23 protein-coding genes and 4 pseudogenes are annotated in these 26,068 nt (G+C 56.2%); 16 read left to right on the forward strand and 11 right to left on the reverse strand.

Going from position 1 to position 26,068, the window contains the following annotated elements; all coding sequences use genetic code 11:
- Window positions 1-9: 9 nt before the first annotated feature.
- The 3 genes from tssC to V6093_RS03535 form a co-directional block, all read right to left on the reverse strand.
- Window positions 10-1,512, reverse strand: a complete 1,503-nt coding sequence (tssC, locus tag V6093_RS03525; protein WP_003248356.1) for a type VI secretion system contractile sheath large subunit — start codon at window positions 1,510-1,512, stop codon at window positions 10-12.
- A 14-nt stretch (window positions 1,513-1,526) separates the two neighbouring features.
- Complete coding sequence (tssB, locus tag V6093_RS03530) at window positions 1,527-2,066, reverse strand: type VI secretion system contractile sheath small subunit (RefSeq protein ID WP_003248358.1); 540 nt, start codon at window positions 2,064-2,066, stop codon at window positions 1,527-1,529.
- A 64-nt stretch (window positions 2,067-2,130) separates the two neighbouring features.
- Window positions 2,131-2,880 carry a hypothetical protein gene (locus tag V6093_RS03535; RefSeq protein ID WP_028697263.1) on the reverse strand — a complete coding sequence of 250 codons (750 nt, stop codon included), beginning with the start codon at window positions 2,878-2,880 and terminating at the stop codon, window positions 2,131-2,133.
- A gap of 288 nt (window positions 2,881-3,168) precedes the next feature.
- Between V6093_RS03535 and V6093_RS03540 the strand changes: the two genes are divergently transcribed.
- Window positions 3,169-3,327 (forward strand): hypothetical protein, encoded by a 159-nt coding sequence (locus V6093_RS03540; protein WP_179053044.1) that lies wholly within the window; start codon window positions 3,169-3,171, stop codon window positions 3,325-3,327.
- A 377-nt stretch (window positions 3,328-3,704) separates the two neighbouring features.
- Here the strand turns inward: V6093_RS03540 and V6093_RS03545 are convergent, their stop codons facing one another.
- On the reverse strand, window positions 3,705-4,256 hold the full coding sequence (locus V6093_RS03545) for a hypothetical protein (protein WP_267827268.1): 552 nt from the start codon (window positions 4,254-4,256) through the stop codon (window positions 3,705-3,707).
- Here V6093_RS03545 and V6093_RS03550 point away from each other — a divergent pair.
- Together V6093_RS03550 and tri1 are read left to right on the forward strand one after the other, a co-directional pair.
- Window positions 4,245-4,583 (forward strand): annotated as a pseudogene (locus V6093_RS03550) (ADP-ribosylglycohydrolase family protein); the annotation flags it as partial. The gene V6093_RS03545 and the pseudogene V6093_RS03550 overlap by 12 nt on opposite strands.
- Before the next feature lie 109 nt (window positions 4,584-4,692).
- Window positions 4,693-5,808, forward strand: coding sequence for an ADP-ribosylarginine hydrolase Tri1 (tri1, locus tag V6093_RS03555; RefSeq protein WP_108078558.1), 1,116 nt, complete (start codon window positions 4,693-4,695; stop codon window positions 5,806-5,808).
- 282 nt (window positions 5,809-6,090) lie between these two features.
- On the opposite strand, the gene V6093_RS03560 is transcribed toward tri1, so the two are convergent.
- The 7 genes and pseudogenes from V6093_RS03560 to V6093_RS03590 form a co-directional block, all read right to left on the reverse strand.
- The gene (locus V6093_RS03560) at window positions 6,091-6,354 is read right to left on the reverse strand and encodes a hypothetical protein (RefSeq protein WP_004576635.1); all 264 of its coding nucleotides are present in this window, start codon (window positions 6,352-6,354) and stop codon (window positions 6,091-6,093) included.
- Window positions 6,355-6,363: 9 nt separating this feature from the next.
- Window positions 6,364-7,425: pseudogene (locus V6093_RS03565) on the reverse strand (DUF6861 domain-containing protein); the annotation flags it as partial.
- Between the two features lie 334 nt (window positions 7,426-7,759).
- Entirely contained in the window at window positions 7,760-8,077 is a 318-nt protein-coding gene (locus tag V6093_RS03570; RefSeq protein WP_179053047.1) for a hypothetical protein, read from the reverse strand.
- 89 nt (window positions 8,078-8,166) lie between these two features.
- Window positions 8,167-8,463, reverse strand: a complete 297-nt coding sequence (locus V6093_RS03575; protein ID WP_108079096.1) for an immunity protein Tsi6 family protein — start codon at window positions 8,461-8,463, stop codon at window positions 8,167-8,169.
- A 50-nt stretch (window positions 8,464-8,513) separates the two neighbouring features.
- Window positions 8,514-9,059, reverse strand: a complete 546-nt coding sequence (locus V6093_RS03580) for a polymorphic toxin type 46 domain-containing protein (RefSeq protein WP_256873184.1) — start codon at window positions 9,057-9,059, stop codon at window positions 8,514-8,516.
- A gap of 26 nt (window positions 9,060-9,085) precedes the next feature.
- Window positions 9,086-9,397 carry a hypothetical protein gene (locus V6093_RS03585; protein WP_179053048.1) on the reverse strand — a complete coding sequence of 104 codons (312 nt, stop codon included), beginning with the start codon at window positions 9,395-9,397 and terminating at the stop codon, window positions 9,086-9,088.
- Between the two features lie 8 nt (window positions 9,398-9,405).
- Window positions 9,406-10,866 (reverse strand): DUF6861 domain-containing protein, encoded by a 1,461-nt coding sequence (locus V6093_RS03590; protein ID WP_179053060.1) that lies wholly within the window; start codon window positions 10,864-10,866, stop codon window positions 9,406-9,408.
- Window positions 10,867-11,577: 711 nt separating this feature from the next.
- Between V6093_RS03590 and tssI the strand changes: the two genes are divergently transcribed.
- The 13 genes and pseudogenes from tssI (at window position 11,578) to V6093_RS03655 (ending at window position 25,930) form a co-directional block, all read left to right on the forward strand.
- Window positions 11,578-13,434: a type VI secretion system tip protein TssI/VgrG gene (gene tssI, locus V6093_RS03595; protein WP_047604865.1), complete on the forward strand. Its 1,857-nt coding sequence runs from the start codon at window positions 11,578-11,580 to the stop codon at window positions 13,432-13,434.
- A 10-nt stretch (window positions 13,435-13,444) separates the two neighbouring features.
- Window positions 13,445-14,029 (forward strand): hypothetical protein, encoded by a 585-nt coding sequence (locus V6093_RS03600; protein WP_047604864.1) that lies wholly within the window; start codon window positions 13,445-13,447, stop codon window positions 14,027-14,029.
- 34 nt (window positions 14,030-14,063) lie between these two features.
- Window positions 14,064-14,531 carry a DcrB-related protein gene (locus V6093_RS03605; RefSeq protein WP_003248404.1) on the forward strand — a complete coding sequence of 156 codons (468 nt, stop codon included), beginning with the start codon at window positions 14,064-14,066 and terminating at the stop codon, window positions 14,529-14,531.
- A 6-nt stretch (window positions 14,532-14,537) separates the two neighbouring features.
- The gene (locus V6093_RS03610; RefSeq protein ID WP_265978758.1) at window positions 14,538-18,728 is read left to right on the forward strand and encodes an RHS repeat-associated core domain-containing protein; all 4,191 of its coding nucleotides are present in this window, start codon (window positions 14,538-14,540) and stop codon (window positions 18,726-18,728) included.
- Between the two features lie 13 nt (window positions 18,729-18,741).
- Window positions 18,742-19,347 (forward strand): hypothetical protein, encoded by a 606-nt coding sequence (locus V6093_RS03615; RefSeq protein WP_080756798.1) that lies wholly within the window; start codon window positions 18,742-18,744, stop codon window positions 19,345-19,347.
- 46 nt (window positions 19,348-19,393) lie between these two features.
- Window positions 19,394-20,143 (forward strand): annotated as a pseudogene (locus V6093_RS03620) (type IV secretion protein Rhs); the annotation flags it as partial.
- 103 nt (window positions 20,144-20,246) lie between these two features.
- Window positions 20,247-20,417, forward strand: a complete 171-nt coding sequence (locus V6093_RS03625; protein ID WP_155293974.1) for a hypothetical protein — start codon at window positions 20,247-20,249, stop codon at window positions 20,415-20,417.
- 44 nt (window positions 20,418-20,461) lie between these two features.
- Entirely contained in the window at window positions 20,462-20,872 is a 411-nt protein-coding gene (locus V6093_RS03630; protein WP_047604860.1) for an immunity 22 family protein, read from the forward strand.
- A 376-nt stretch (window positions 20,873-21,248) separates the two neighbouring features.
- The gene (locus tag V6093_RS03635; RefSeq protein WP_146176007.1) at window positions 21,249-21,926 is read left to right on the forward strand and encodes an SMI1/KNR4 family protein; all 678 of its coding nucleotides are present in this window, start codon (window positions 21,249-21,251) and stop codon (window positions 21,924-21,926) included.
- 181 nt (window positions 21,927-22,107) lie between these two features.
- Window positions 22,108-22,845, forward strand: coding sequence for a hypothetical protein (locus V6093_RS03640; protein ID WP_144000684.1), 738 nt, complete (start codon window positions 22,108-22,110; stop codon window positions 22,843-22,845).
- Between the two features lie 227 nt (window positions 22,846-23,072).
- A pseudogene (locus V6093_RS03645) lies at window positions 23,073-24,419 on the forward strand (type IV secretion protein Rhs); the annotation flags it as partial.
- A gap of 92 nt (window positions 24,420-24,511) precedes the next feature.
- On the forward strand, window positions 24,512-24,940 hold the full coding sequence (locus tag V6093_RS03650; protein WP_179052809.1) for a hypothetical protein: 429 nt from the start codon (window positions 24,512-24,514) through the stop codon (window positions 24,938-24,940).
- 156 nt (window positions 24,941-25,096) lie between these two features.
- A complete protein-coding gene (locus V6093_RS03655; protein WP_256873168.1) occupies window positions 25,097-25,930 on the forward strand; it encodes a hypothetical protein in 834 nt (277 codons plus the stop codon).
- Window positions 25,931-26,068 lie beyond the last annotated feature (138 nt).

The raw sequence follows: 26,068 nt of genomic DNA on the forward strand, positions 1-26,068 counted from the left end.
AACGGCCTGTCAGCCGCGTGCGCCCTGTGGCAGCTCGGCAACCAGCCGCAGCGAGGCGGTCAGTTCATCCAGCTGGTAGTGCGGGCGCAAGTAGGTCACGGCCTTGTACACGCCTGGCTTGCCGGGCACTTCGAACACCTCGGCGCGCGCTTCGCGCAGCGGGAACTTGGCCTTGGCCTCCTGGCTGGCGGTGTCGTCGAGCAGCACATAGCTGGCCAGCCACTGGTTGAGGAAGCGCTCGACATCCATGCGCGAGGCAAAGCTGCCGATCTTGTCGCGCATGATCGCCTTCATGTAGTGGGCGATGCGCGAAGTGGCGAAGATGTATTGCAGCTGGGCCGACAGGCGTGCGTTGGCGTTGGCGATGTCGGTGTTGTACTGCTTCTGTTTCTGCGCCGACTGGGTGCCGAAGAACGCGGCATAGTCGGTGCCCTTGCAGTGCACCAGGGGGATGAAGCCCAGGTCCGACAGCTCTTTTTCGCGGCGGTCGGTGATGGCGATTTCGGTCGGGCACTTGAGGGCGATTTCGCCGTCGTCGGTCTTGAAGGTATGGGTCGGCAGGCCTTCGACCAGGCCGCCACCCTCCACGCCGCGGATGGCCACGCACCAGCCGTAGCGGGCGAAGGCATCGGTGACGCGGGTTCCGAGGGCGTAGGCGGCGTTCATCCACAGGTATTTGTTGTGGTCGCGGCCATCGACGCTTTCGACGAAGTTGAATTCTTCCACCGGGGTGGTATCCGGGCCATACGGCAGACGACCGAGCACGTGGGGCAGGGTGAGGCCGACGTAGCGCGAGTCTTCCGAGGCGCGGAACGACTTCCACTTGGCGTATTCCACGGTGTCGAAGATCTTCGCCAGGTCACGCGGGCCGGACATCTCGGTGAACGAGTCCCAGCCGAACAGCTCGGACGAAGCGGCCGAGATGAACGGCGCGTGCGCCGCCGCCGCGACGTGCGAGATCTCTTCGAGCAGGTACATGTCTTCGGGGTTGCGGTTGAACTCGTAGTCACCGATCAACATGCCGAAAGGTGCGCCACCGAAGGTGCCGTACTCTTCTTCGTAGACCTTCTTGAACAGTGCGCTCTGGTCGAATTCGCTGGCGGCCTTCAGGTCGCGCACCAGGTCTTTCTTCGAGGCATTGAGCAGGTGGATCTTCAGCGTGGTGCTGGTCTCGGTCTGGTCCACCTGGTATTTCAGGCCGCGCCAGGAGGCTTCCAACTGCTGGAACTCGCGGGCGTGCATGATCTCATTCATCTGCTCGGAGAGCATCGCGTCGATTTCGGCGATGCGCGAATCGAGCACGGCGATCAGGTCCTTGCTCGGGGTCATCTCACCCTCGAGCACCTGGTTCACCAGTTCGCCAATCAGGTCGCGGGTGCGGTTGCGCTCGGTGTCGGAGCGGGCCACGCGGCTTTGCGAAATGATGCTGTCGAGCAGCGAGGGCTGTGGTGCGAAGTTTTCCACTTCGACCAGGTCGCCGGCCTGTTGCGGTGCGGTTTGCTTGTCGGTCATGTTCGGGCTCCTGCTCAGGCGCGATCGTCGCTGGACGGGTCTTTCACTTCGGCTTCACGGCCGAATTCCTTGCCCAAGGTCTTGAGCTTTTCGGTGTTCTGCAGCACATCCATCAGCAGCTCTTCGAGCTTGTCGTTGCCGCCCATCTTGTTGCGCAGGTCGGCCAGCTTGTTGCGCACTTCCAGCAGCTTGCGCAGCGGCTCGACCTGCTTGACCACGTTCTGTGGCTCGAAGTCTTCGAGGCTGTTGAAGTTCAGTTCCACGCCCAGCTGGGTACCGTTCTTGGCCAGGGTGTTGTCGACGCGGTAGGTCAAGCGTGGCTTGATACCCTTGAGCACACCGTTGAAGTTGTCGCGGTCGATGTACACGAACTTGCGGTCCTTGAGCTTGGGCAGCGGCTCCAGCGGGTTGCCGGAGAAATCACCCAGTACGCCGACGACGAAGGGCAGCTCCTTTTTCTCGATGGCATCGCCGATGTCCACGTCGTAGGTGATATGGACCCGAGGCGCGCGAACGCGGTCGAGTTTGTGCTGAGTGCTTTCCTTCTTCGCCATCGTGTTCTCCAGTGCGAGCAATTCGCTGCGAATCATTGCGCGGCCCGGTGCCGGGCGCTGCGCGTTACAGTCCTTCGATCGTCAGCAGCAGGCGCTGACGGATTTCGTCGTTCATTTCCAGGATGTTGTCGCGGCCTACCAGTTCTTCGAAGCTGGTGTTGCCGGCAATCTGCGTGCTGCTGCGGATGACCGAGTCGTCGGGAAGTTCCGAGCGCACCGGCGAGCTGATGACGCAGAACGGCAGGTCGCCAAAGCCCTTCAGGCGCTCGAAGCTCAGGCCGTAGCGCAAGCCTTCGAACAGCCGCCCAAGGCCAGGCGACTTGCTCAGGCAGTAGAACAGCACCAGGTAGTGCACCACGAAGCGGTACAGCTCGGCGCTGCTGCGGTTGGGGTCTTTGATGACATTGCGAAACCGCGCCAGGTCGAAGGCGTGGAAGCCCACAACCCAGCGGGTCGGGCTGGTGATGCGGATGACCTGGCCGCTGTGTTCCAGGGTCTTGTCGTATTCCAGCGGGAACAGTTCGGGGGTGGTGCTGATCAGGTTCAGCGGTACTTCCAGCTCGGTGACCAGCTGGAACGGCGCGGCCGAGCCGATACGTTCGTAGAGTTCGACCAGGGCTTGGAAGTGGCCCTGGGTTTCGCGCCCGCTGCTGCGCTGTGCGCCTTGCAGGTATTCGCCAAACAGGGTTTGTGGACGGATCAGCGGTGCCACGGTGGCAAGGTAATCCGCCGCCTGCGCCTTCAGCGCATCGGAGATCGCCCGCGTCTGGCTACGCAGCTTGATCAGTGCTTCGACATCGAATGTCTGTGTCATTGGTGCATCGTCCATGTGCCTGCTTGATCGTCCTGAAACGCCGGTGGCGTGGACCTGAAAAATCGCCTTTCGGCTGCAGCGAATTTGGGTGCTGGCATATGAATATTGTGTTGCCAGCAATGCCGAGTAGGGCACCTCGCTGCGGAAGAAGTTCCGGCGAAGGGGGCGATTTTTTCCCCGTTGTGTGACGCTGCGCAATAATGGCGCTGTGATATTGACAGCGTGTTTTGGGCGCAGGAGATGGGGGATCAAGCCGTAAAGACTGGGTACGAAAGGGGCTGGAAAGCGATGAAAATCGTTGGCAAAAGTTTTTTTCAAAAAGTGAATCAGTTCTCATTTTTTGCGCCGGCCGCGTGCGTGCAGCGGGGTGGGGAAGCGCGTCAGGATGATGGCAATGCGACCGGTTTCGTCGCACCCGGCGGGGTAATTGCTTTGTTCAAAATCTAATAGCTAGCGCGATGCTCGTAGGAGCGGGTTTACCCGCGAATAGGCCGGGCCTGCCGGCCAATATCCCCTGGTCATTCATCGTCGCAGCCGCCACCGCATTCGCGGGCAAGCCCGCTCCTACATCGACCGATGGAGTCGCCACGCCCCGTTGTCCCTGCCGGCCACTATCCTTGATCATTCACCGTCACAGCCGCCAACGCATTCGCGGGCAAGCCCGCCCTACACCGGTGGTGTCGCCACGCCCCGTTGTAGGAGCGGGTTTACCCGCGAATAGGCCGGACCTGCCGGCCACTATCCCTGATCATTCACCGTCACAGCCGCCACCGCATCCGCGGGCAGCCTGCCCGCGAACACCGGCGCAGCCGGTTTCATTCAACTCAGCGACCATCGACCTGTACGCAAATGTCTCTGCCATCGATTACCTTACATGGCCAATTGTCGTTGATGTAATGATCCGGCTTGAAGCACACCCGTTCATCGTTAACCCAGAACATCTGCCAACCGGAGCCCGAGATCCTGAGCTTCGGGCACGACCAGTAGTCCTTTGCCGAAAGCGTGGCTGTGGTCAGCGCAATCATTGTCGGAGCGACGATAACCATCAGCACAACCGTCAGTTGCAGCGAGCGTAGCTGGAACCCGTGCAGCCAAGAGGTTTTCGGTGGGTCAAACTTCCGACCGGTCCATGCGGCGATCAGGCTGGCAACGATCAGGCAAGGCCCCAGGGGAATGAATGCGATCATGAAGAAAGCTTTGAGTGGTGTTTCCACGACCGGCGCATTACGGTAGATCCGGCCGTAGAGGGGCACGATATCTGTCCATAAGGCGTACACCGCCAGTGCTCCCATGGCGAGCATGGACAGCATCAGACCGATGGCCGTAAGCCGGAAAAGAATAGGGGACCTTACGTAGAGTTCGGGATGGTCTTTCATGTGTGCCTGAGCATTCCCTGGCTGCCGCGGATCAAACCGGCATGGCTGAACAACAGGTTCAGCACGTTATCACAGGACCAGGCACTGGATCGCGCTCAGGGTGCATTGCCTGGTCTGGCGATTGGTGATGCAGTAGGCACGACGCTGGAGTTTCAGCGGCGCGGTCAAGGGCATGTTTACGATAGGGTCGGCGGTGGTCCTTTCCGCCTGGCGCCTCGTGAGTGGACCGACGATACGATGGTGCGCTGGTACCGGCAGGGTGAAAACCGCGTCAACGGCCGTTGCTTCGACATCGGCAATGTCACCCACGCAGCCCTGGAAGGCTGGTAGGCCCAGGGGCCTGACTGGATGGGCAACATCAAGGCCTCGACCGCAGGCAATGGTATCGTTGATACGCCAATGGCTCCGTTACCCAATTCATTCTCAAAGAAATCCCATGATCGATCTAAGAAGCTCAAACGCATTGCTGGCCGACTACGTGCAACGTTATGCGCATCTGTCGCCGGAGCCCTCCCGGCAGTTGCAGCAGCGGATGGACTCCACCTTGCAGCCTGATGCACTGGCGGCGCCGGCGGTCAAGCCAAGCTGGCTGCACTCCAGGGCCTGCACATTGACCGCGGAGCAGGCACTGGACCGCGCCAAGGGCGCGCTGCTTGGCCTGGCCATCGGCGATGCGGTCGGCACCACGCTCGAGTTCCAGGCCCGCGACAGGGGGCAGGTGAGCGACATGGTCGGGGGTGGCCCGTTCAACCTCGTTGCGGGTGAGTGGACTGATGACACCAGCATGGCGCTGTGCCTGGCAGACACGTATGTGAGCAAGGGCAAGTTCGATTACGCCACTTACGCAGATGCCTTGGTCCGTTGGTACCGGCGCGGGGAAAACAGTGCCAACGGTCGTTGTTTCGATATCGGCAATGCCACGCGCAATGCCCTTGAAGGCTGGCTGCGCGAGGGTATTACCTGGCAAGGCAACTATGACCCCTCGACGGCTGGCAATGGCTCCATCATCCGCCTTGCGCCTACGGCAATCTTCCGCCGGCACTCGCTGTCGGCAAGCTGGTGGGAAAGCGTCACGCAAAGCAGCGTGACCCACAACGCCGACGAGGCAGTGAACTGCTGTCAGCTGTTTGCGGCACAGCTGCATCTGGCGCTCAACGGTGCAGACAAGGAAGAGGCCCTGGCCCCAGCGGTGCGTTCGTTGCGGCCTCGCCCGATGATCATCAATGCGGGCGAGTACAAGCAAAAGAGCCGCGAACAGATCCGCTCCTCCGGCTACGTCATCGATACCTTGGAAGCGGCACTGTGGGCCGTATGGAACACCGACAACTTCAAGGACGCGATCCTCCTGGCCGCCAACCTTGCCGATGATGCCGACAGTGTCGCGGCCACCGCCGGCCAGTTGGCGGGTGCGCTGTACGGCGTGTCCGGCATGCCGCCGGAGTGGGTGGAGAGGGTTGCGTGGTCGCAACATATCCAGGAACTGGCAGCCAAGCTCTTCGATCTCTCGCCGCAGCATGATGAACTGGACGCATTGCTTTATGGCCAGCCTTGACGGTTCGGGCAGAAACTGTGAAGTACGCCACGAATCGAAACCAGAGGAACGCTTCGCGACATGTACTTGAGGCAGGAGCCGTATGCGGTAGTTCCGCACGTACGGATCTGTGCGGGGGGGGGCAGCGAATCTTCTGCTTGAGTGTTTCGGTGTTCATGGTCAGTCCTGATTGGGGTAAGGGACTGCACCACTTCACCGCAGCGTGAGATGGCACCACTCATTTGTTGGTAGGGTCAAACGGTCATGCAGTGTCGGATTTCGTCAGCATTTATCTATGTGGCACTAGATGGCCGTGCCCCGATTTTTTCCCGGCTTGATGATTAATAATTCATCAAGTTGTCTTTTGCGGCATTTTATCACGAAAGCCAGCGCCGCATCAGGGTCATCCATGAAGGCATCAAATGTAGCTGGAGCAATGGCGAAATACTCTTCGTATTCAACCATGCCGTTGCTGACGGGGAACGAAACGTAATACTGACTAGCGTCTTCTTCGATGCCGATTGAGTACATGTGCTGACGACTGATGAAAAGATCTTTGAATTTCATAGGGGGCCTTCAAAAAAGGGGAGCGGTATTGAACCTCTTGGCGGCAATACTCGCCGCGTCTATGACGACTTCACTGTTGCCGTCAGGTAGCTTGCCACCAGGGATCCAGAATTCGTTAGCACCGGCTTCATTTCCCGATGGAATCCGTAGATTCAACTGCTTCGGATCAGGGATGTCTACCGGGACCAGTGCATTGGTATCAAGGAAATTCTCAGGCTAGCCAAGGGCTTGCTCCAACGCGCGCTTGTCACCTGCTGTCTTGGCAAGTCGTTCGGTTGCTTCGTGGCCTAGCATGATGAACGACGTACCATCTTTCTGTGCGATGCCGTATTTCTCAAGGTTGGTCTGGGTCATGAAGCGTGAGGCGCCATTTTGGAATTGGGCCAAATGTTGCGCGACATAATCTGGATCTGGATAGGTAGTGGGGGTCGGGCCTTTCGCCTTTGGCGATCGCAAGAATATCCTCTTCGGTGAATCCAGGTTTGTATCTGGGTTTTGGCGGCTCAATAGCCTTCTGCGATAGCTCGCGAGAGCGTTCGTTGGCAAGTAGTGGTTCAGTCTCTGCACGCCTGAGTGGTGTGGCGTCACGTGCCTGAAGTTCAGTATGCGCCAGTAACTTCTGCTCATTCTTCGACAGCCAGGCAGCCAGGCAGCCAGTTGCCGATTGGAGATATCCGCCTGTAGCCTCGCACTACGTGTGGCAATGTTTTCCATGCTGCTCATGACGGCGGCCTTCATCTGCCCCCGAGTAAGGTAGGTGACGATGGCTGTCAGTAACAGCAGCACCAACTGCTCCTGCCCGCGAGCAAGCTGGCGTGCAGCGCGCTCGACACGCTCCTGGGCCTGCGCCGCGGAACCGCCGCTCGAGTCCAGGCCAGCGGGCTTGATGCCATCCTCGGCGAACCAGGCCGTGGACATGCCTTGCTGAAGGGCCGGCAGGCCCTGATAAAAATACTCGGCGATGGCGGACAGCCCCAGGCCCATGAGGATCAGGTTGCCGACCTGCAGGCCAATGCCGGCGCCGGCCACCGCGCCCGGCGCCGCGCCGACGCCAAAGGCGAACGCCCCGGCCACCACACTGTTCGCCCTGTCGAACCTGAGGATGGCTCGAAAACAGCTGATGGGTATGGGTGAACTGCGCGCTCAAAAGGGAAATCTGGGCGAAAAGCCTCTGAAAACATGACGCATTGAGCGCTTTTTCGATAGATAGCTCTGCGTGATGGGGGAAATATCAACTTACCGCCCCGCACGGCAAGTTGATCGGAGCATCCTTAGATGCGCTTTGTTTCTGCATGTTGATTATGTGCTTTCTGGTCAAGACGCTCAGATTAGGCACGATTGGCGCTCTGTGTCTGATTGATCACATGGATTGAACTCATGAAAAGATGGCAAGGCTGCCCGCCCGTCATCCCTGGGAGGGTTTCTCCCCCATGCGCGCCTTGAGCTTGTGCAGGGTAGGGGACTCGCCCCCGGACAGCTCGATACGAAACTCGGCGAAGGCGTGCTCGAGATCGGCATACTGCTGCAGCCCTTCTTCGGTGAACAGATAGCTTCCGGGGATGTCACGCCATTCCATCGGGGTGCGGATCCGCTGCTGCTTTGCCGCGTTCAACAAGAGCGTCAGCTCTACACTCAACTTCATGGCGGCCGGGTCGTGTGACTTCAGCCGGTCAATGCTGACACGCAGCGCTATCGATTTTTGCCGGAGTGCGTAAATGTCCATCGTGGCTCAGCCTGCTGGGTGTAGGGTTTATAGCTTTCGTCAGTGACTGCGCTCGATGTTCAGTGGCTGGCCTGATCGAACGTCGGCAATCAATCGGGCAGTTGAATTTTGAGGCCACGAGCCGACTGGATGGCTACGTAATAGGCGTCTTTCAGTGCTCTGGCCAACTCGGGGTCATTTTCTTCGAATTCTTTCGTGGCAATGGCACCGATACTGAGTTGGTGGAGTTTCGATTTATCTTGCTCTCGCCCTTCGAACACGGCTTTCACATAGTCAAGTTGGTTTAGTAGCATCCCATAAATGGGGTAAGCGGGACAGGCCTTGTTCCGCTGCGCGGTGATGTCGATAGCCTTCTGTGCATAGCCGAGGGGGGTTGTGGGTTTCATAATGCACCTGGTGTTATCAGTTTGAAGAGCTCGCGTTGGCCAGAGGTCATCTACCGAGCACCGCCAATGGCGTTATAGGGTTGGGAAGAAACGGACCAGGTATCCAGTACCGGTGCCGAGGTGCTCCTCAGCAGCGTGACCTTCTCAGTGCTCTGATAGACGTTCACGATCTTGGGCACGATGGTTTCCGTTTTGTAGATCTGGCCAAGCGGGTTGATCCCCAGTTGCCCTGGCACCACGTCAGGGGTAGGAGAGTACCGCATGCCTTGCCGGCCGCCGGGCACCTGGAATTGCCAAAGTGTCTTGCCCCGGTTGATTGTTTCCGCGAAGACTGGTTGAGTGAAGTCCAAGCCGTTCATGTAGCCTTCGTAGTCGGCAGGCTTATAGCCCTGTGACTTGAAGAAGTTTCCGGAAAGATCGCCGTTCGTACCTTTGACTATAGTCAGTCGCGCAATTTCTTTCCGGTGATCATGCAGAGTCTCAATGAGCAGGGGGATGCAATCGGCAGACTTATAGCCCTGTGGCTTGAAGAAGTTGGCAGCAGTATCCTGGTTACCTCGTATATTGGTGCCCTGCCAAGTTGCCCGTTCGAGCAAGCTTCTTGTATGTGCTCCATCTTTTTCTAATCGTGATTTTTATTTTTGGCTTGGAATTTCTTAAAGGAACTCCACTCCTCTCCATCAATCAATGCCATGTAAAATTCTGCAAATAACTGACTGAGATTACGATCGTCCTGTAAGTTGGTTTCCGGTAAGTAGCGGTAACCAGGTATGTCTCTAGCCTCCATGGGGGCATGAATTTTTCCATTTTCAGCTTTTAATAAGAGGCTGCGTAGGGTGTTGAGCATCAGCTTCGCATCGGAATTTTGATCTTCGAGAGCCTCAAGTTTTTCACGAAGCGCTGTAGCGGTAGCCTTCAGTGTGTGCGTGTTCATTGTCTATCCTAGTTGTCAATAGTGCCTATGAGCTTGGTGGCCGACCACTCATTACGGTTAGGGGTAAGATATTGAAGTGCGCCACCCACCCTGTCAATGTTACCTCCAAATTCGGTGGTAGGCGCAATCTTGCTGACAAAAACCTCTGTTGGTTTAAGTGGCGTCATTTCAAAAATTGAATATTTTGTAGCCTCACTGCCCAGCGGTAACCCTAGGCTATCAGCCAGGGTTCGGCTTCCCTGCGCAGCAGACTGCAGCTCCTCCATAGTGGTGAAAAATGGAGAGTAACGGCTTGCCTCTTGTCCCACTGGCACGATTTTCACGAGGGGCGAATCTATGATGGACAGTTTTGGAGTGTTACTGCCCGAGCCTATCTGGGAGATGGCTCGGCTGAAAATGTCCATGTCTGATGCTTTGGGGTCTGCGGCACGTAGCTTTTGCAGATATAGCTCACCATCAGGGCTGTCGAGATACTCATTAATCTGTTTGTTGCTAAGGCCTCGGGGTGCAAAAGTCTCTGCATATTTTAGTTGTTGATCGTGCGCTACAAAGTCAGGGTCCTGTTTCGCATAAAATTCTCGCAAGCTCTTTGGCTCGACCTGGCTGATGGGAGATGGTTCTTTAACTTGCAACTCCGGCTGCGCCAACAGCTTCTGCTCATTCTTCGCCAACCAGGCCGCCAGCTGCTTGTTGGAGATCTCGGCCTGCAGCCGAGCGCTCCGGGCGGCAATGCTTTCCATGCTGCTCATGACGCCGGCCTTCATCTGCCCCCGAGTAAGGTAGGTGACGATGGCTGTCAGTAACAGCAGCACCAACTGCTCCTGCCCGCGAGCAAGCTGGCGTGCAGCGCGCTCGACACGCTCCTGGGCCTGCGCCGCGGATCCGCCGCTCGGGTCCAGGCCAGCGGGCTTGAGGCCATCCTCGGCGAACCAGGCCGTGGTCATGCCTTGCTGAAGGGTCGACAGGCAGGCCGGCAGGCCCTGATAAAAATACTCGGCGATGGCGGACAGCCCCAGGCCCATGAGGATCAGGTTGCCGACCTGCAGGCCAATGCCGGCGCCGGCCACCGCGCCCGGCGCCGCGCCGACGCCAAAGGCGAACGCCCCGGCCACGCCACCGGCGAGCGAGCCAACCGCCACACTGCCACCGAGGATCATCGACACCTCTTTGACCAGTTGCAGCAGCACCGGCAGGATTTGCTCGATACCTATCGAGGACCACTTGCGCTTGAGGTTGTCCTGAATGATCGGGTAGGACAGGGCCATGGCCTGGCGCACGTTGTCGATACGCTGGCCACCGAGGTAGCCATAGGCCTGGTTGGCGCCATTGCTCACTCGTCGGCTGAAACCGTCCCAGGCCTCATGGGCGCTGTTCAGGCCGCTGTCGACGCTCTGGTTGAGCTCGCTGAATTTCTGCTCGAGATTGCGTTCGATGTCTCCCCAACTGGGGATGTTGGCTAAAAGATCCATTTTCGCTTCACTGTCCATGGAAGTGGCGGCGCTCGGCGGCGAGCGCAGCATGTCGCTTCAGACCTCAGGATGGGGGCGAAGTCCCGCGGAGAGCCCATTGTTCTCATGACAGGCGTGCGCGGCAATGATGGCAATTGAGCATCGCTGCACGGCTTTGTGGCTGACCGCATCCCGCAAGTGCCATTACGGCCGCGTTCGCAATGGCCATTTGCCGGAATTGGCCAGTGGCAAAAAATTTGAACCAATCCACGTTATGAAACATTTTTCTCCGCCAGTGGAGCTGATGCGTCAGGTAGCGCGACAGTTGGAGTGGGAGCTGTCAGGCATGGGCGCTGATCGACACCTCAAGAACCTTCTGCGACGGCCGTTCGGCGATAGCCGGGGGCGCTTCCGGGCGCCAGTGAGGAAGATGAGGGATGGCGATATGACATTGCCTTGCAGGGCGGTATTGCCCGGTTTTCCTAGGCCTGTAGTGAGTTGACAGGGCAGCTTTTGCCGGTGTTTCCTTTGGGCCTTTCTGCCTGCCTGGCATTCGGAAATGTGAACCCTGTCGCATTTATTTCAATGCATGATGGCACTTTCCTTTCTGCAGGTAGTCGCATGATTCCGCAAGCACGCGCGTTATGCGCGCATGCAGAATACGCCCGCAAGATCAGGGTTGCAGCTGAGCAGCGCAAGCGCGTGCTGGCCGTGTTTTCAAGGAGATTTCGCATGATCATGGACTTGGCCTCCGCGCTGCTGTCGCCACAGAACCGCCGCCTGTTCAAGTTTCACAACCTGGCCAACCCCGAGCAGGAACTGCTGCTGGAAACCTTCAAGGGCACCGAAGCCCTGTCGCGGGCGTTCAACTACGAACTGCTGCTGGTCTGCGAAGACTCCGGCGTGCCGCTCAAATCCATGATGGGCCAGCACGTCAGCATCGAGATCGAACTGGCCGAAGGCGGCCCGCGGTACATAACCGGCTACCTCACGCGCTTTGCCAGCATCGGCAGCGACGGCGGCATGGCACGCTATACCGCCACCCTCAACCCTTGGTTCTCGATGCTGAAGAACCGCTTCGACACGCGGATCTTCCAGGGCAACACGGTCGAGGAAGTGGTCACCGAAGTGTTTGCCCTGTGCCCGGCGTTTTCCCGCCACGAGTTTCGCCTGACCCGGCCACAGAAGCGCTACACCTACATCACCCAGTACCGCGAAACCGACTTCAACTTCGTCCAGCGCCTGCTGGAGGAAGAGGGGATGTTCTACTACTTCGAGCACACCGCCGAAGGCCACACCATGATCATCTGCGATGACTCCAGCACGCTGGTGGCCATCCCCGAGCAACCGCAAATCCGCTTCCACAGCGCCTCGGTCACCGAGACCGCCGACTCCATCACCCAGTGGAGCGGCAACCGTCAACTGCAATCCGGCAAGATGGCCACGCAAACCTTTGACTACCGCCAACCGAACAACCGCCTGCCGGTGGCGCTGAACAGCGTGAACAGGCAGGGCGATGTCGAGAACTTCGAGATCTACGACTTCCCCGGCCAGTACACCCACGGTACCTATGACGAAGGCGAAACCCTGCTGCGCCTGCGCATCGAGGCGCTGGAGCTGCGCGGCAAGAAGTTCGAAGGTGCCAGCAACTGCCGGGCCATGAAGCCAGGCTATACCTTCGAGCTGCTGCAGCACTACATCCACGACCAGGGCCCGGTAGAAGACCGCCAGTTCCTGCTAATGAGCGTGGAAAGCGAAGGCCACAACAACTACCTTACCGGCCAGCAGGCCAGCTACTTCAACACCTTCAGTTGCGTGCGCAAGAAGATCCCGTTCCGCCCGCAGCTGAGTACGCCCAAACCGACCATTGCCGGCCCGCAGACCGCGATCATCGTCGGCCCACCGGGTGAGGAGATCTTCACCGACGAACTGGGCCGGGTGAAGATCCAGTTCCACTGGGACCGTAATGGCAAATACAACGATCACAGCTCCTGCTGGGTACGTGTCGCCCAGTCCGGGGCCAGCGGCGGCTTCGGCAGCATCCAGATCCCACGTGTAGGCGACGAAGTGGTGGTGGTGTTCCTGGACGGCAACCCGGACCGGCCGCTGATCATGGGCAGCCTGTACAACAGCACCAACACCCCGCCATGGTCGCTGCCGGCGAACAAGACCCAGAGTGGGTTCCTGACGCGGTCGATGAAGGGCGACGGCGGTACCGCCAACTTCTTCCGCTTCGAGGACAAGGCCGGCGCCGAGCAGATCATCATGCATGCCGAGCGCAACATGGATACCGAGATCGAGCTGGATGAGACCCACGATGTGGGGAACAACCGCTCGATTACTGTTGGTGGTACGCACACCGAAACGGTCAAGAAAGACACCGTGGTGCAGGTGACCGAAGGTTCCTACACCCTGCAGGTCGACAACCAGTTCATCCAGGTGGCAGCCAAGCAGCACATCATCCTGCAGGTGGGCGACAGCAGCATCACGCTGACCCCGGAAGGCATCGAGATCAAAGGCAAGGTCATCGTGACCACCAGTACCGACACCACCCAGATCACTGGCGCCGCAGTGCGGATCAACGACTGAGGCAAGGTTCATGTACAAGCCCTCGATCTACGACCGCATCTCTGCCAGGCGCGAAGCGCAAGAGGAGGCTGTGCGGCTGGCCAGTCTGGCGGAAGCTGCTCATGTGCCCGAGGCTGTGCCCGAGCCGGAACCGGTGCCAGCCGTGTTGCAGGATGTCGCCAGCGCTTTCACCTTCGCAGGGTTCTCCTTGCAGTTTCCGCTCGGCTTTCGTTTTCGCGACATCCAGACCACCCTCGAGCATGAAGGCGAGCCGGTCAGCCTCAGCATCCGCCGCCGTGATGTACGCGCCAGGCAGCCGCTGGAGCAACTGTTCCAGAGCGCAGTCGAGGCTTTGCGCGAATTGAACCCGCAACTGCGCGTGATTCGCCAACGTGACTGCCTCCTGGCTGGGAACCCGGCCAAGGTCGTGGACTTTCACTTCAATGCCGGCCACGAGCCTCGGCACGGTCGCCTGGTCGGCGCACTGGTGCCCATCGCCGGCAGCGATTCGCTGCAATGGCTGGATATCTCCAGCGTGATCGACCCCAGCAAGCCCGGCCTGAGCCAGTGGCTGGCCGAGTTCGACCGCATGCTCAATGGCTTCGCGCAGGGCTGACCCCGATTTTTTCGCTATCAGGAATTTTCATCGCATGGATTACGAATTACAGGAAGGCGGCATTGCGCTGCCGGCAGGTTTCGAGGACCGCACGGTCAACATGTTCGTCCTGGGTGCCAGTGTTCCAGCACCCTTGAGCATCACCATCTCGCGTGACACCTTGCTGCCGGACGAAGCGCTGCAGGCCTATGTCGATCGCCAGGTCAAGCTGCTCACCTCCAAGCTGCGCGGCTACACCCGCATGGGCAACAAGGCCGTCACGCTCTCGGTTACCGCACCCATTGCCGGCATCCAGATCGACGCCTATTACATGAACCAGGGCCGCCCGCTGTACCAGCGCCAGGCCGCCTTCATCATCAGCCCCGGGCGTGCCCTGATCTTCTCCACCACTGCACAGGCCGACTTCAGTGCCCAGCAGAACCAGGACTGGGACAACCTGTTGGCCAGCTTCACCCCGCGTGCCCCGTCCGAAACCAGCGCCGAGTCCGGCGAACAGGAGTAACCCCTCATGTTCGAAGCGGCCAGGTTCGGCGACGAGATATCGCACACCAGCGCGCTGGGGGGCTTCCTGATCGGGGCCGCCCTGGGGATTGCGCTGGTGGCCGCGGTGGCCATCGCCACGTTCACCTGCGGGTTCGGCGTGGCCTTGCTGGCCGGCCTCGCAGCCGGCATCGGGGGCAGCTTGCTGACTGCCGCCGGAGAGGCGATAGGCAGTATGTTCTCGTCCCCCTCAGGGACGATAACCACTGCCTCACCCAACGTGTTCATCAACAGCCGCAAGGCCGCCCGCGTCGAAAAAAGCATCGGTGCCTGCGACAAGCACCCAGGGCCGGTGCAGATTGCCGAAGGCTCGACCAACGTCTTCATCAACAGCGTCGCCGCCGCGCGCAAGGGCGACAAGCTGACCTGCGGCGCCACCATTTCCGGTGGTTCGGACAACGTCATCATCGGCGGCGGCACCTACCGTTACCTGCCCGTGGACGATGAAGTCCCGGAGTGGCTGCGCACCACCGTGGATGTGCTGATGGCCATCGCCGGTGCCGCAGGCGGTATCGCCCAGCTGATCAAGGCGGGTACCCAGGCCGGCATGAAAGCCGTCATGCCTTGCGCGCTGAAGTTCACGGCCGGCTTCGTCGCCGGTGAGGCGGCCAGCCGTTACGTGGTCGAACCCGTGGCCCGCAAGGCTATCGGCGGCCTGGTCGGCAACCCCGTCGACCTCACGACGGGCCGCAAGCTGATCCCCGATGAAATCGACTTCAGCCTGCCGGGCCTGATGCCGATCGAGTGGTCGCGCTTCTACGCCAGCGACCTGACGGTCGACAGCGTACTCGGCCGCGGCTGGGTGCTGCCCTGGGAGCAGAGCCTGCGCCGCCAGGGGGCATTCATCTACCTCACCGACAACCAGGGCCGCGAAGTCCCGTTCGTGACCCTGCAACCGGGGCAGCGCATCTACAACCCGCACGAGCAGGTGTACCTGGTGTGTACCGAGGGTGGCCACTACATCCTGCAGACCCTCGATAACCTGTTCTTCTACTTCGGCGAAGTGCCAGACACCAACACCGAAGTGCCGCTGCAGCGTATCGAGAACGTCCTCGGCCACTTCCTGCACTTCACCCGCACGCCCGACGGCACACTGACCGACATCAGCGCCACCGGCGGCACCCGCGTGCACCTGCACTACGACAACCCGCTGGGCCGCCTGACCGACATCAAGCGCGTGGTGAACAACGAAGCGGTGGAAACGCTTACCCAGTACCGCTACGACGAACACGGCCAGCTGAGCGCGGTGATCAACCGCAACGGCGACACCGTGCGCAGCTTCAGCTACGCCGACGGCCTGATGGTGACCCACAGCAACGCGCTGGGGCTGGGCTGCCACTACCGTTGGCAAACCCTGGGCGACAAGCCGCGCGTGGTCGAACACTGGACCAGCGACGGCGAGCACTACCACTTCCGCTACGACCTCGATAGCCGCACCAGCTGGGCCACCGACGTGCTCGGCCGCGAGCTGGAAGTACGGTACAACGCCGACCACCGCGTGGTCGCCAGCCGCGACTATGGCGGCGAGCGTTACGTCATCGAGCTGGACGAACACGGCAATATGGTTGGCCTGACCTTGCCGGACGGTAACCGCCTGCAATTCAAGTACGACGAATTCTCCCGCTTGCTCGAAGAAACCGACCCGCTGGGCCGCAAGACCGTTTACGAGTATCACCACCTGACCACACTGGTGACCCAGGTCAGCTACCCGGACGGCAGCACCTGGCGAGCGCGCTACGACGACAAGGGCAACCTGCTCGCCGAATTCGATGCCCTCGGCCAGATGACCGAGTACCTGAACAGCGATGACGGCCTGCCGCACACCATCATCGATGCGACCTACAAGTCCAAGTACCTGTGGTGGAACACCCTGGCCCAGGTCGAGCGCTACCAGGACTGCTCGGGCAAGAGCACGTACTACCGCTATGACGAACGCCAGCACCTGGTCGCGGTAACAGACGCGCTGAACCAGACCACCACGCTGGCGCGCAAGCCCGACGGCGAAGTGCTGCGTATCAGCCACCCGGACGGCACCACGGAAAGCTTCACCTACAACGTCTACGGGCAGGTGCTCAGCCACACCGACGGCAAGGGCCAGACCACCCGCCTGATGCGCACCGCCCGCGGCCTGCCGAGCAGCCGCCAGGATGCCAAGGGCCAGCGGGTTCGCTACGAGTACGACAAGGCCATTCGCCTGACCGCGCTGGTCAACGAGAACAACGCCACGTACAGCTTTGCCTACGACACTTCGGACCGGCTGAGCGAAGAAGTGCGGGTGGATAACCTGACCCGGCGTTTCAGCTACGACGTCGGTGGCCATCTCACACGACTGGATGAGATTGGCTATGGCGAAAATGCCGAGCGGCCCGAGCGCCATACGCTCTTTGAGCGTGATGCCATTGGCCGTTTGATTGCCAAGCTCAATAGCGATGCGCGGCAAGACTTCGTCTACGACGACGGCGACCGGCTGCTGAGCATCGAGCGGCAACCGACCGGGATCGGCAAGCAGCTTGGGATCACAGAAGAAAAGCTTGAGTACACCTACGATCTGCTCGGCCGTCTGACCAAAGAAATCACCCCTGACGGCACGCTTGGCTACGAGTACGACCCGCTCAGCAACCTGACCACGCTGACCCTGCCGGATGGGCGTAAGGTCAATCACCTGTATTACGGCAGTGGCCACCTGCACCAGCTGAACCTGGATGGTCAGGTGATCAGCGACATGGAGCGCGATGACCTGCACCGCGAGGTGTACCGGACCCAGGGCAAGCTCACCAGTTGCTTCGGTTATGACGCCATGGGGCGCAAGGCCTGGCAGTTTGCCTCGACCTTGCCGGCCGACAAGCTCTCGCAGGTGCACAACACCGGCATCAATACCTCGTTGCTGGTCGAGCACGCCTACAACCCGATCCACCGCCGTTACCAGTACGACCCGGCCGGTGAACTGGTGCGTACCCTCGACAAGCTACGCGGTGAGATCAAGTACGAATACGAAGCCAACGGCCAGTTGCGCAGTCGTGATACTGGCTCCTTGATCGGCAGCGAGGAATTCCGCTACGACCCGGCAGCCAACCGCCTGGACTTCAATGCGCGGCAGTTCGACAAGGTCAAAGACAACCGGATCAAACAGTGGCGGGATCAGGAGTACCGCTACGACTCGTGGGGCAACCTGATCGAGAAGCGCTCGGGGCACAGCAAGCTGCAGCACTTCAGCTATGACTGCGAGAACCGGCTGGTGCGGGCGGAGACGTTGGTCAATGGCAAGCTGGAAAGCCAAGGCGAGTATCGTTACGACAGCTTGGGGAGGCGAATAGCCAAGCAGGCTGAAATCAATGGCGAGGTCGAGCAGAAGCGCTTCCTCTGGCAGGGGCTGAGGATGCTGCGGGAGGAATCGCCTGCGAAGAGCATCTTGTACCTGTACGAGCCGGGTAGCTATGCGCCGTTGGCGCGGGTTGATCAGGTTGAAGGGGAAGGGCAGAAGGTCTATTACTTCCATACGGACCAGATTGGTACGCCGCTGGAGCTGACGGACAGCCTGGGTGAGGTTGTTTGGCAGGCGACGTACCGCTCTTGGGGGGCGGTAGAGCAACTGTCTGCTAGTAAGATTGAGCAGAACTTACGCTTTCAGGGTCAGTACTTCGATGGCGAAACGGGGCTTAACTACAACATCTACCGATTTTATGATTCTGAATCAGGTCGCTTTATTACTCAAGACCCGATCGGGCTAACGGGTAGTTTGAATCTATATCAGTACGCAGTGAATCCTATGATATGGATTGATCCTTGGGGATTGACATGCTCGACTGATGCTAAAGCACTTAGGGCTAATATGGTGGCAGCGGGTAAGTCCGAGCCTGCGTTTAAGAACTCGGCGCACCATATTGTCATGTCTAACTCGAGTGATGTGAGAATGGTGGCGCTTCAAACTAAAATGGAGCGCTTGAGGATAGATATCAATGCTGCGGAAAATGGCATTTTCCTACCCTCGAATAGTAAAGTTAAGCTTCCTCCTGGCAGCACCTTGCCCAATCATGCAAGCATTCACACCAATGCTTATAAGCAGAAGGTCTTTGATCGCTTGGGCGATATAAATAATAGTGGTGACTTCTTGAGTGAGTTGAACAAGATCAACTCTGAAATTGCCCGCGGAATATTCTAGGCTGGATAAAAGCATGAATAACTTAAAAGATCTTGAAAGAAAATATCTAGAAATTGAATCGCGAGCTGAGGAGGTCCTGTCTTCTTGTTTGTCTGAGGCTTTATACAGATCGAGAAGAATAGTAATAAGCAAGGGGCCGCTATATAACGTCAGCCCATATGAAATCGAGCGGGCCGGATTTAAAAAAGGAAAAGCCTTGAAGAAAATTCCAGCTCATATAAAAAATACTCATCTGTATCATTTGGATGAGTATGATAAAGTGGTTTTTGTGGAGATTTATGGGCAGTCTGAAAAAATTATCAATAAGGAATTCTACCGCTATAGCGGCGGAGGTATTGAGCGGGTCCATTTTACCAGCACCGGAAAACTTAGGAATATCTCGATTTCATTGCTTGAAGAGGGAGCGGTGGTGAAAGATATGAATTGGGGTCAGTACGGATGCAGTGAGTCAAATTATGTCTACGCTGATAATCGCCTAGAAAAAATACATGTTCGGCAAAAAGAGCATATTGAATCTGCATTTAGTGACTTTGAGGTGAGCTTTAAATATGAGTCCGGCGAGTTGGTGAGTATAATAAATGTCTTCCCTAATGGTTATGAAGAACAGCGATTTCCTTGACGTAAATGCAAGGTCCAGACCTCACGGTTGCAGTGTAGTTCGCGTGAACAGCCGCCAGCACGCCAAGAGCCAGTGGATTCGCTACTAGCATGACAAAGCGCAGCGCCTGACCGCACTGGTCAACGAAAACAACGCCACGTACAGCTTTGCCTACGACGCTTCGGACCGGCTGAGCGAAGAAGTGCGGGTGGATAACCTGACCCGGCGTTTCAGCTACAACGTCGGTGGTCATCTCACACGACTGGATGAGATTGGCTATGGCGAAAATGCCGAGCGGCCCGAGCGCCATACGCTGTTCGAGCGTGATGCCATTGGCCGTTTGGTCGCCAAGCTCAATAGCGATGCGCGGCAAGACTTCGTCTACGACGACGGCGACCGGTTGCTGAGCATCGAGCGCCAACCGACCGGGATCGGCAAGCAGCTTGGGATCACGGAAGAAAAGCTTGAGTACACCTACGATCTGCTCGGCCGTCTGACCAAAGAAATCAGCCCTGCCGGCACGCTCGGCTACGAGTACGACCCACTCAGCAACCTGACCACGCTGACCCTCCCGGATGGGCGCAAGGTCAATCACCTTTATTACGGCAGTGGCCACCTGCACCAGTTGAACCTGGACGGCCAGGTCATCAGTGACATGGAGCGCGATGACCTGCACCGCGAGGTGTACCGGACCCAAGGCAAGCTCACCAGTTGCTTCGGTTATGACGCCATGGGGCGCAAGGCCTGGCAGTTTGCCTCGACCTTGCCGGCCGACAAGCTTTCGCAGGTGCACAACACCGGCATAATAAAAAATCTGTAGAAGCTGCCCTTTGGAGCCCGGGAGGTAAGCATGAAATGTTTCCTGTCTCTATAGGGGCGAAGGCAAAAAACTAGGTTTTACCGCTCAGGAGCTTAAGGAAATGACGGTGCCGACTAAAGATATTACTTTTGTGGGTGTAACAGACAAACATGGTAATCCTGTGCCGGACGGTCCGCACCATGGTAGTAGAGCGGGAAGGCTGTTCTATAATAAGTTAATTGAAGATTTGAATGGCGCGCAAAGCAAAGCAAAGCTCAAGCGCTTAGCGTGATCGATTCACATCACGGCAAGCACATGAAGCTAGGAGCATGCTAAATGGATTCTTATGATATTGAGCGGTATGAAAAAGTTCATGTTTGGGTAGGTACAAATTTCTCTTCGGAGGATGACTATCTGCAGTATTTTGAGTTGGACTATTCTGTGGATTTGGATGATCCAGCATACAAGGTTTGTGGGTTTTGCAGAGATATTGGTGTGAGATGGTATGACGAGGATTTCATAGGGATTATACCAAGGAAAGCGGAGGAGGTGAGTCTAGATGAAATCTTGATTGAGTCTGCGGTTGATTCTAGTTGTATTGGAAATTTAAAGGCGGAGTGTTTGAGGCTTGGCATTACTAAGGCTAATGCAATTTTTTGGTATTCCGATGGTGGTACGAATATTTCCAAGCCTCTAAAGTCGAATTATAATGGCTTGAAGTATGTGGGATTATATGAGGGTGAATGATAAGCTCGGCATAAATCCCGAGGAGTTTGGGGTTGGCGTTCTGTGTCAGATTTTTTAGTGTTCGGATCTGATTTCGGATGTGCGGTCATGTATTTTTAACTTAAAGCCCTATTGCAGGCGTTAGATGCTAAAATCTGATCTTTAATAACTAATGGGTTAATTGCTAAGCTACGAGCCGAACTTCCAAGGGTTGAGTGAAGTGGCAAATACTTCAAAAGGAGAAAAGTCTTTCACTGAGTGGGAGCTGTACAAGAAGGGGAATATTTCTGTTGATCCGGCGTTTCGTTCTGCCATGATAGATAAGGCCGCTAAATTGGAGTCGGAATTACAGCAATATATCAATGGTTTGCTTTTGGGGTATTGAGGTGATATGAAGATGAACTGGTCTGATTCTTTAAGGCTGCGTATTACAAGCGAGCTAAAGGGTTATGATGTGTATTTTTCAGCTGACGATGTTCCTCTTGAAGTCGACTTTCCCAAGCAGTGGCTTGGGTTTGGTTTTCTAGATAGTGAAAGAAAACATATTCCTGTGGAGTGGGCTGATTTTTCTGAGTTTTTGCCTTGGGTAAGCGCATGGCTCGACAAATGTGTGTTAGGAACTGTTTTGGCAGTGAGTGATAGGCCGTATCTCATGTATGTATATGGCGAGGGTGGTGATTTGTATTTCTATATGGGGGCTCCGCTAGGCGTTGAAGGGTCAGATCTCGATAGTTATCCCAGCCTTCCTGCGAGCTTCAGGCAGTTCTATTCAAGATTGCATAATGGCTTTGGGTTTTATATTGGTTGTACTATGGGGCCATCAAGGTTGGAAGATTTTGTTCCAATCAAGGATTTGTGCGATGAAGATTATCCGACGCTTCCTGATATGCTAGGAGTTTTTTCTAGCGGGGCTGGTGATTATTTGGCTTTGGGTGATGGCCCATTCAAAGGCAAGGCTTTTATCTGGTGGCATGAAAAGTCAGAAAGTCCCACAGAAGGAATCGATTTATGGAATGTGATGGACTCATGGATGTCAATTTTTTTGGAGAACTCTGACTCTAACGAGTATTGTTAGGTATGAATTTTTGCGAGAAGATTGAACACAGGCAGTGCATGCCGTAAGCCAGCGAGCCCAAGGGAAGTGGCTTTGCGCGAAACTTTCAGGCTAGGTTATGATTCGAAGACTATTTCTCGGCTAGCAGTTTCCAGTCGATTTCGTTTTCGCGATCTGATCGATAGACCATGAGGGCGAGACGATGAATGAGGTTGGTATGTTCTCTAAAGGTGACTTATTGCAGTCCTTTTCTAGTGTAGATGAATTCGCTGGTTGCTATTTTTTTCAGCATAAGCTTCCCAAAGTGGTTTACCAGTATTGCTTGAAAAGCTCAGATGAGAAAGACCTGCTGGTTATATCTGAAGGCTTAAGTGACAGGGCATTTTCGGTGGAGGTTGTTGAGCAAGCGCCTCGCTCTTTGGGTCAGGGCGAAGTTATTATCTTCAATATTTCGCAAAATAAATATGGATTTACTCATGCGTTGGTAGTGCCCAATACATATCATTGCAGCCTGAAAGGACGACTGGAATCTAAGCGAGATAATCTATTTCTTTGTATTCCGATCCATCGATGTGAGTTTTCGGGAGGAGAGTCTGAGGCTGAATTTAAAGAGATGATTCGGCGAAGCATTCCGGTCTTTCGTTGGGATAGAAACGTCTGCCCTAAAATTAAAGTATATTTTGACAATCCTGGGACCGAAGCAGGTACAGATGAAGCAGGCGTGCTGATGAAGTACCCTACTCTGCTGTCAGAGATAGAGAGCCTCAATGGTGTGGTTAGTGGGTTTATTGAGATAACGAACTACAGAGGGGGTGTGGTGGAGGTCCTTTCACCAAAAAAAGAAGTATTCACTCTGATTCGCAATCGGAAAGATGAGCAGGTGCTCACTCACTCTCGATTGGTCGAGGCAGTGCACGATTTTGTTTTCGCTGGAAATTGAAACTGTTAGGTAGAGTTTCGCTCGCTAAACGGCATACCCTAAGCAACGACCGCTGGCTTTGAGGCGGTCGTATATTTTATTTTGCTCCAACACCGAGCTTGCCAGATCGCTAGTGACTCCTTTGTACCGCTCAAATCCATACTGGGCCAGCACGTCAGCATCGAAATCGAACTGGCCGAAGGCAGCCCGTGCTATACACCTATGTTGGACAGCATGGCGTCTAGCCCAGCCACCCCGACGGCACCACGGAAACCTTCACCTACAACGTCCACGGTCAGGTGCTCAGCCACACCGACGGCAAGGGCCAGCGGGTTCGCTACGAGTACGACAAGGCCATGCGCCTGACCGCGCTGGTCAACGAGAACAACGCCACGTACAGCTTTGCCTACGACGCTTCGGACCGGCTGAGCGAAGAAGTGCGGGTGGATAACCTGACCCGGCGTTTCAGCTGCAACGTCGGTGGCCATCTCACACGACTGGATGAGATTGGCTATGGCGAAAATGCCGAGCGGCCCGAGCGCCATACGCTGTTCGAGCGTGATGCCATTGGCCGTTTGATTGCCAAGCTCAATAGCGATGCGCGGCAAGACTTCGTCTACGACGACGGCGACCGGCTGCTGAGCATCGAGCGGCAACCGACCGGGATCGGCAAGCAGCTTGGGATCACAGAAGAAAAGCTTGAGTACACCTACGATCTGCTCGGCCGGCTGACCCAAGAAATCACCCCCGATGGGACGCTAGCCTACGAGTACGACCCGCTCAGCAACCTGACCACGCTGACCCTGCCGGATGGGCGCAAGGTCAATCACCTGTACTACGGCAGCGGCCACCTGCACCAGTTGAACCTGGACGGCCAGGTCATCAGTGACATGGAGCGCGATGACCTGCACCGCGAGGTGTACCGGACCCAGGGCAAGCTCACCAGTTGCTTCGGTTATGACGCCATGGGGCGCAAGGCCTGGCAGTTTGCCTCGACCTTGCCGGCCGACAAGCTCTCGCAGGTGCACAACACCGGCATCAATACCTCGTTGCTGGTCGAGCACGCCTACAACCCGATCCACCGCCGTTACCAGTACGACCCGGCCGGTGAACTGGTGCGTACCCTCGACAAGCTACGCGGTGAGATCAAGTACGAATACGAAGCCAACGGCCAGTTGCGCAGTCGTGATACTGGCTCCTTGATCGGCAGCGAGGAATTCCGCTACGACCCGGCAGCCAACCGCCTGGACTTCAATGCGCGGCAGTTCGACAAGGTCAAAGACAACCGGATCAAACAGTGGCGGGATCAGGAGTACCGCTACGACTCGTGGGGCAACCTGATCGAGAAGCGCTCGGGGCACAGCAAGCTGCAGCACTTCAGCTATGACTGCGAGAACCGGCTGGTGCGGGCGGAGACGTTGGTCAATGGCAAGCTGGAAAGCCAAGGCGAGTATCGTTACGACAGCTTGGGGAGGCGAATAGCCAAGCAGGCTGAAATCAATGGCGAGGTCGAGCAGAAGCGCTTCCTCTGGCAGGGGCTGAGGATGCTGCGGGAGGAATCGCCTGCGAAGAGCATCTTGTACCTGTACGAGCCGGCCCAGGTCGGTAGGTGCAAAATTGAATCAGTTTTACCGGTCGCCAGATAATATTGTTGGTCCGCACGAAAGTTTTCAGCATTGAGGTGTTTATGAAAGATTTGTCGGAAGTGAACTTGCAGCTATCTCAAAGAATAGTAGTGGCTATGGAGTCTGGAAATGAACTGCAAGAGAAAGGAGCTTATCAGGCTGCTTTAGAAAAGTACAAAGAATCGTGGAGTATGCTTCCCGACCCAAAAGAGCAGTGGGATCTTTCCCACTGGATCGAAAAATGCAATTCCGAGGTCTATTTAAAGCAGCAAGATTATGAAGGTGCGAAGATATGGGCGCTCAAGGCGGTTGAGTCGAAACCACCTCGAGAAACGTCCAGTTTTATTATTCTTGGTGCATGTTTTCTCGGGTTGGGTGAGGAGAGATATGCATTTAATGAAATGAAAAAAGCTTTCGATATGGGCGGCGAGAGAGCATTCAAAGGATTTGATAAAAAATATCTCGCCTTCTTTGCTGGTTTTAAAGGTTAAAGGATGATATAGGGCTGGTGGCTGAGTCGATATCTAAGGTGTGTGATGTTGAGTGGGTGAAAAAGTTATTTTATATTTATTGCTCTGGAGAATTCCCTAATTAACTGATTTTTGAGGCCTTGCGCGTTTTTTCGTTAAAAATCGGAGTGTGGAGGAATGGGTTGGCCAGCACCTGGTCGCGGTGACCGATGCGCTGAACCAGACTACCACGCTTTGGGATTAGATATCGGCAAGATGTTGGGCCGAATTACGAATAAGGTGATGAATTTTATGATATCGAAAAATGACTTGCTTGAAGAGTACGATAGTGTGGAGGTACTTCCTGAGGGTATATATTTCTTTCAAGATAAAATGCGAGATTATACTTATAGTTATTGGTTGAGGTCTTCCGGGTTGCAAGATTTGATTGTGGTTTGTCAGGATGAGCTAGTCGATCAGCTAGCGATTGATGTTATAGGCTCCGTCTCGTCAAATTTAAATTTATTCGCCCCGACGGTATTAGAGCTCAAGGGCGTGACAGCGAACTTTACGCACGTAATGGTGGTTCCACCCACCTACCATGGCTATTTGAAAGGCATAGAAGGTATCGATAGAAGCAGTCTTTTTTTATGCCTGCCAATTTATAGGTGTGAGTTTTCTGGTCGCGAGTCAGTGGAGGATTTTAGGGAGTTGCGTTTGCACTACATTCCGGTCCTGAACTGGCATAGAGAAAAGCATCCTAAACTGCGCGTCTATTTTGATAATTCCAGAACGGGCGGTGGAACTGACGAGGCTGGTGCCTATTTTCAGTGGTCAAACCTGCTTAGAGCGATTGATAATATCAATGGCGTTTCAGACGGATTTATTGAGATTACAAACTGGTCTGAACAAGTCGTAGAGGTTATTTCTCCTAGTGCAGATGTGTATGTTTTGATAAAAGATCGGCGGGACGAGCACGTGCTTTCGCTGGATGATCTGATCGTTACGATTAAGGATTTCGTGTTTGCCTGATTTATATTTTCTGTATCTGTTGATCTTAAGTCTACAGGGGGCACGAACAAATTCCGCGTAGCAGAACGCCGAAATTATTAGGCAAGCAGTACTGAGTGCTGAAGGGCAGACGATTCATCCTGGTTTTAGATATCCTGG

It is taken from the genome of Pseudomonas putida group bacterium ESBL64, from assembly GCF_045277175.1.
Classification (GTDB): Bacteria; Pseudomonadota; Gammaproteobacteria; order Pseudomonadales; family Pseudomonadaceae; genus Aquipseudomonas; species Aquipseudomonas alloputida.

Coding starts and splice junctions, on each gene's coding strand:
- tssC (WP_003248356.1), bottom strand. CDS start 1,512: ATGACCGACAAGCAAACCGCACCGCAACAGGCCGGCGACCTGGTCGAA.
- tssB (WP_003248358.1), bottom strand. CDS start 2,066: ATGGCGAAGAAGGAAAGCACTCAGCACAAACTCGACCGCGTTCGCGCG.
- V6093_RS03535 (WP_028697263.1), bottom strand. CDS start 2,880: ATGACACAGACATTCGATGTCGAAGCACTGATCAAGCTGCGTAGCCAG.
- V6093_RS03540 (WP_179053044.1), top strand. CDS start 3,169: ATGAAAATCGTTGGCAAAAGTTTTTTTCAAAAAGTGAATCAGTTCTCA.
- V6093_RS03545 (WP_267827268.1), bottom strand. CDS start 4,256: ATGAAAGACCATCCCGAACTCTACGTAAGGTCCCCTATTCTTTTCCGG.
- tri1 (WP_108078558.1), top strand. CDS start 4,693: ATGATCGATCTAAGAAGCTCAAACGCATTGCTGGCCGACTACGTGCAA.
- V6093_RS03560 (WP_004576635.1), bottom strand. CDS start 6,354: ATGAAATTCAAAGATCTTTTCATCAGTCGTCAGCACATGTACTCAATC.
- V6093_RS03570 (WP_179053047.1), bottom strand. CDS start 8,077: ATGGACATTTACGCACTCCGGCAAAAATCGATAGCGCTGCGTGTCAGC.
- V6093_RS03575 (WP_108079096.1), bottom strand. CDS start 8,463: ATGAAACCCACAACCCCCCTCGGCTATGCACAGAAGGCTATCGACATC.
- V6093_RS03585 (WP_179053048.1), bottom strand. CDS start 9,397: ATGAACACGCACACACTGAAGGCTACCGCTACAGCGCTTCGTGAAAAA.
- V6093_RS03590 (WP_179053060.1), bottom strand. CDS start 10,866: ATGGATCTTTTAGCCAACATCCCCAGTTGGGGAGACATCGAACGCAAT.
- tssI (WP_047604865.1), top strand. CDS start 11,578: ATGATCATGGACTTGGCCTCCGCGCTGCTGTCGCCACAGAACCGCCGC.
- V6093_RS03600 (WP_047604864.1), top strand. CDS start 13,445: ATGTACAAGCCCTCGATCTACGACCGCATCTCTGCCAGGCGCGAAGCG.
- V6093_RS03605 (WP_003248404.1), top strand. CDS start 14,064: ATGGATTACGAATTACAGGAAGGCGGCATTGCGCTGCCGGCAGGTTTC.
- V6093_RS03610 (WP_265978758.1), top strand. CDS start 14,538: ATGTTCGAAGCGGCCAGGTTCGGCGACGAGATATCGCACACCAGCGCG.
- V6093_RS03615 (WP_080756798.1), top strand. CDS start 18,742: ATGAATAACTTAAAAGATCTTGAAAGAAAATATCTAGAAATTGAATCG.
- V6093_RS03625 (WP_155293974.1), top strand. CDS start 20,247: ATGACGGTGCCGACTAAAGATATTACTTTTGTGGGTGTAACAGACAAA.
- V6093_RS03630 (WP_047604860.1), top strand. CDS start 20,462: ATGGATTCTTATGATATTGAGCGGTATGAAAAAGTTCATGTTTGGGTA.
- V6093_RS03635 (WP_146176007.1), top strand. CDS start 21,249: ATGAACTGGTCTGATTCTTTAAGGCTGCGTATTACAAGCGAGCTAAAG.
- V6093_RS03640 (WP_144000684.1), top strand. CDS start 22,108: ATGAATGAGGTTGGTATGTTCTCTAAAGGTGACTTATTGCAGTCCTTT.
- V6093_RS03650 (WP_179052809.1), top strand. CDS start 24,512: ATGAAAGATTTGTCGGAAGTGAACTTGCAGCTATCTCAAAGAATAGTA.
- V6093_RS03655 (WP_256873168.1), top strand. CDS start 25,097: ATGGGTTGGCCAGCACCTGGTCGCGGTGACCGATGCGCTGAACCAGAC.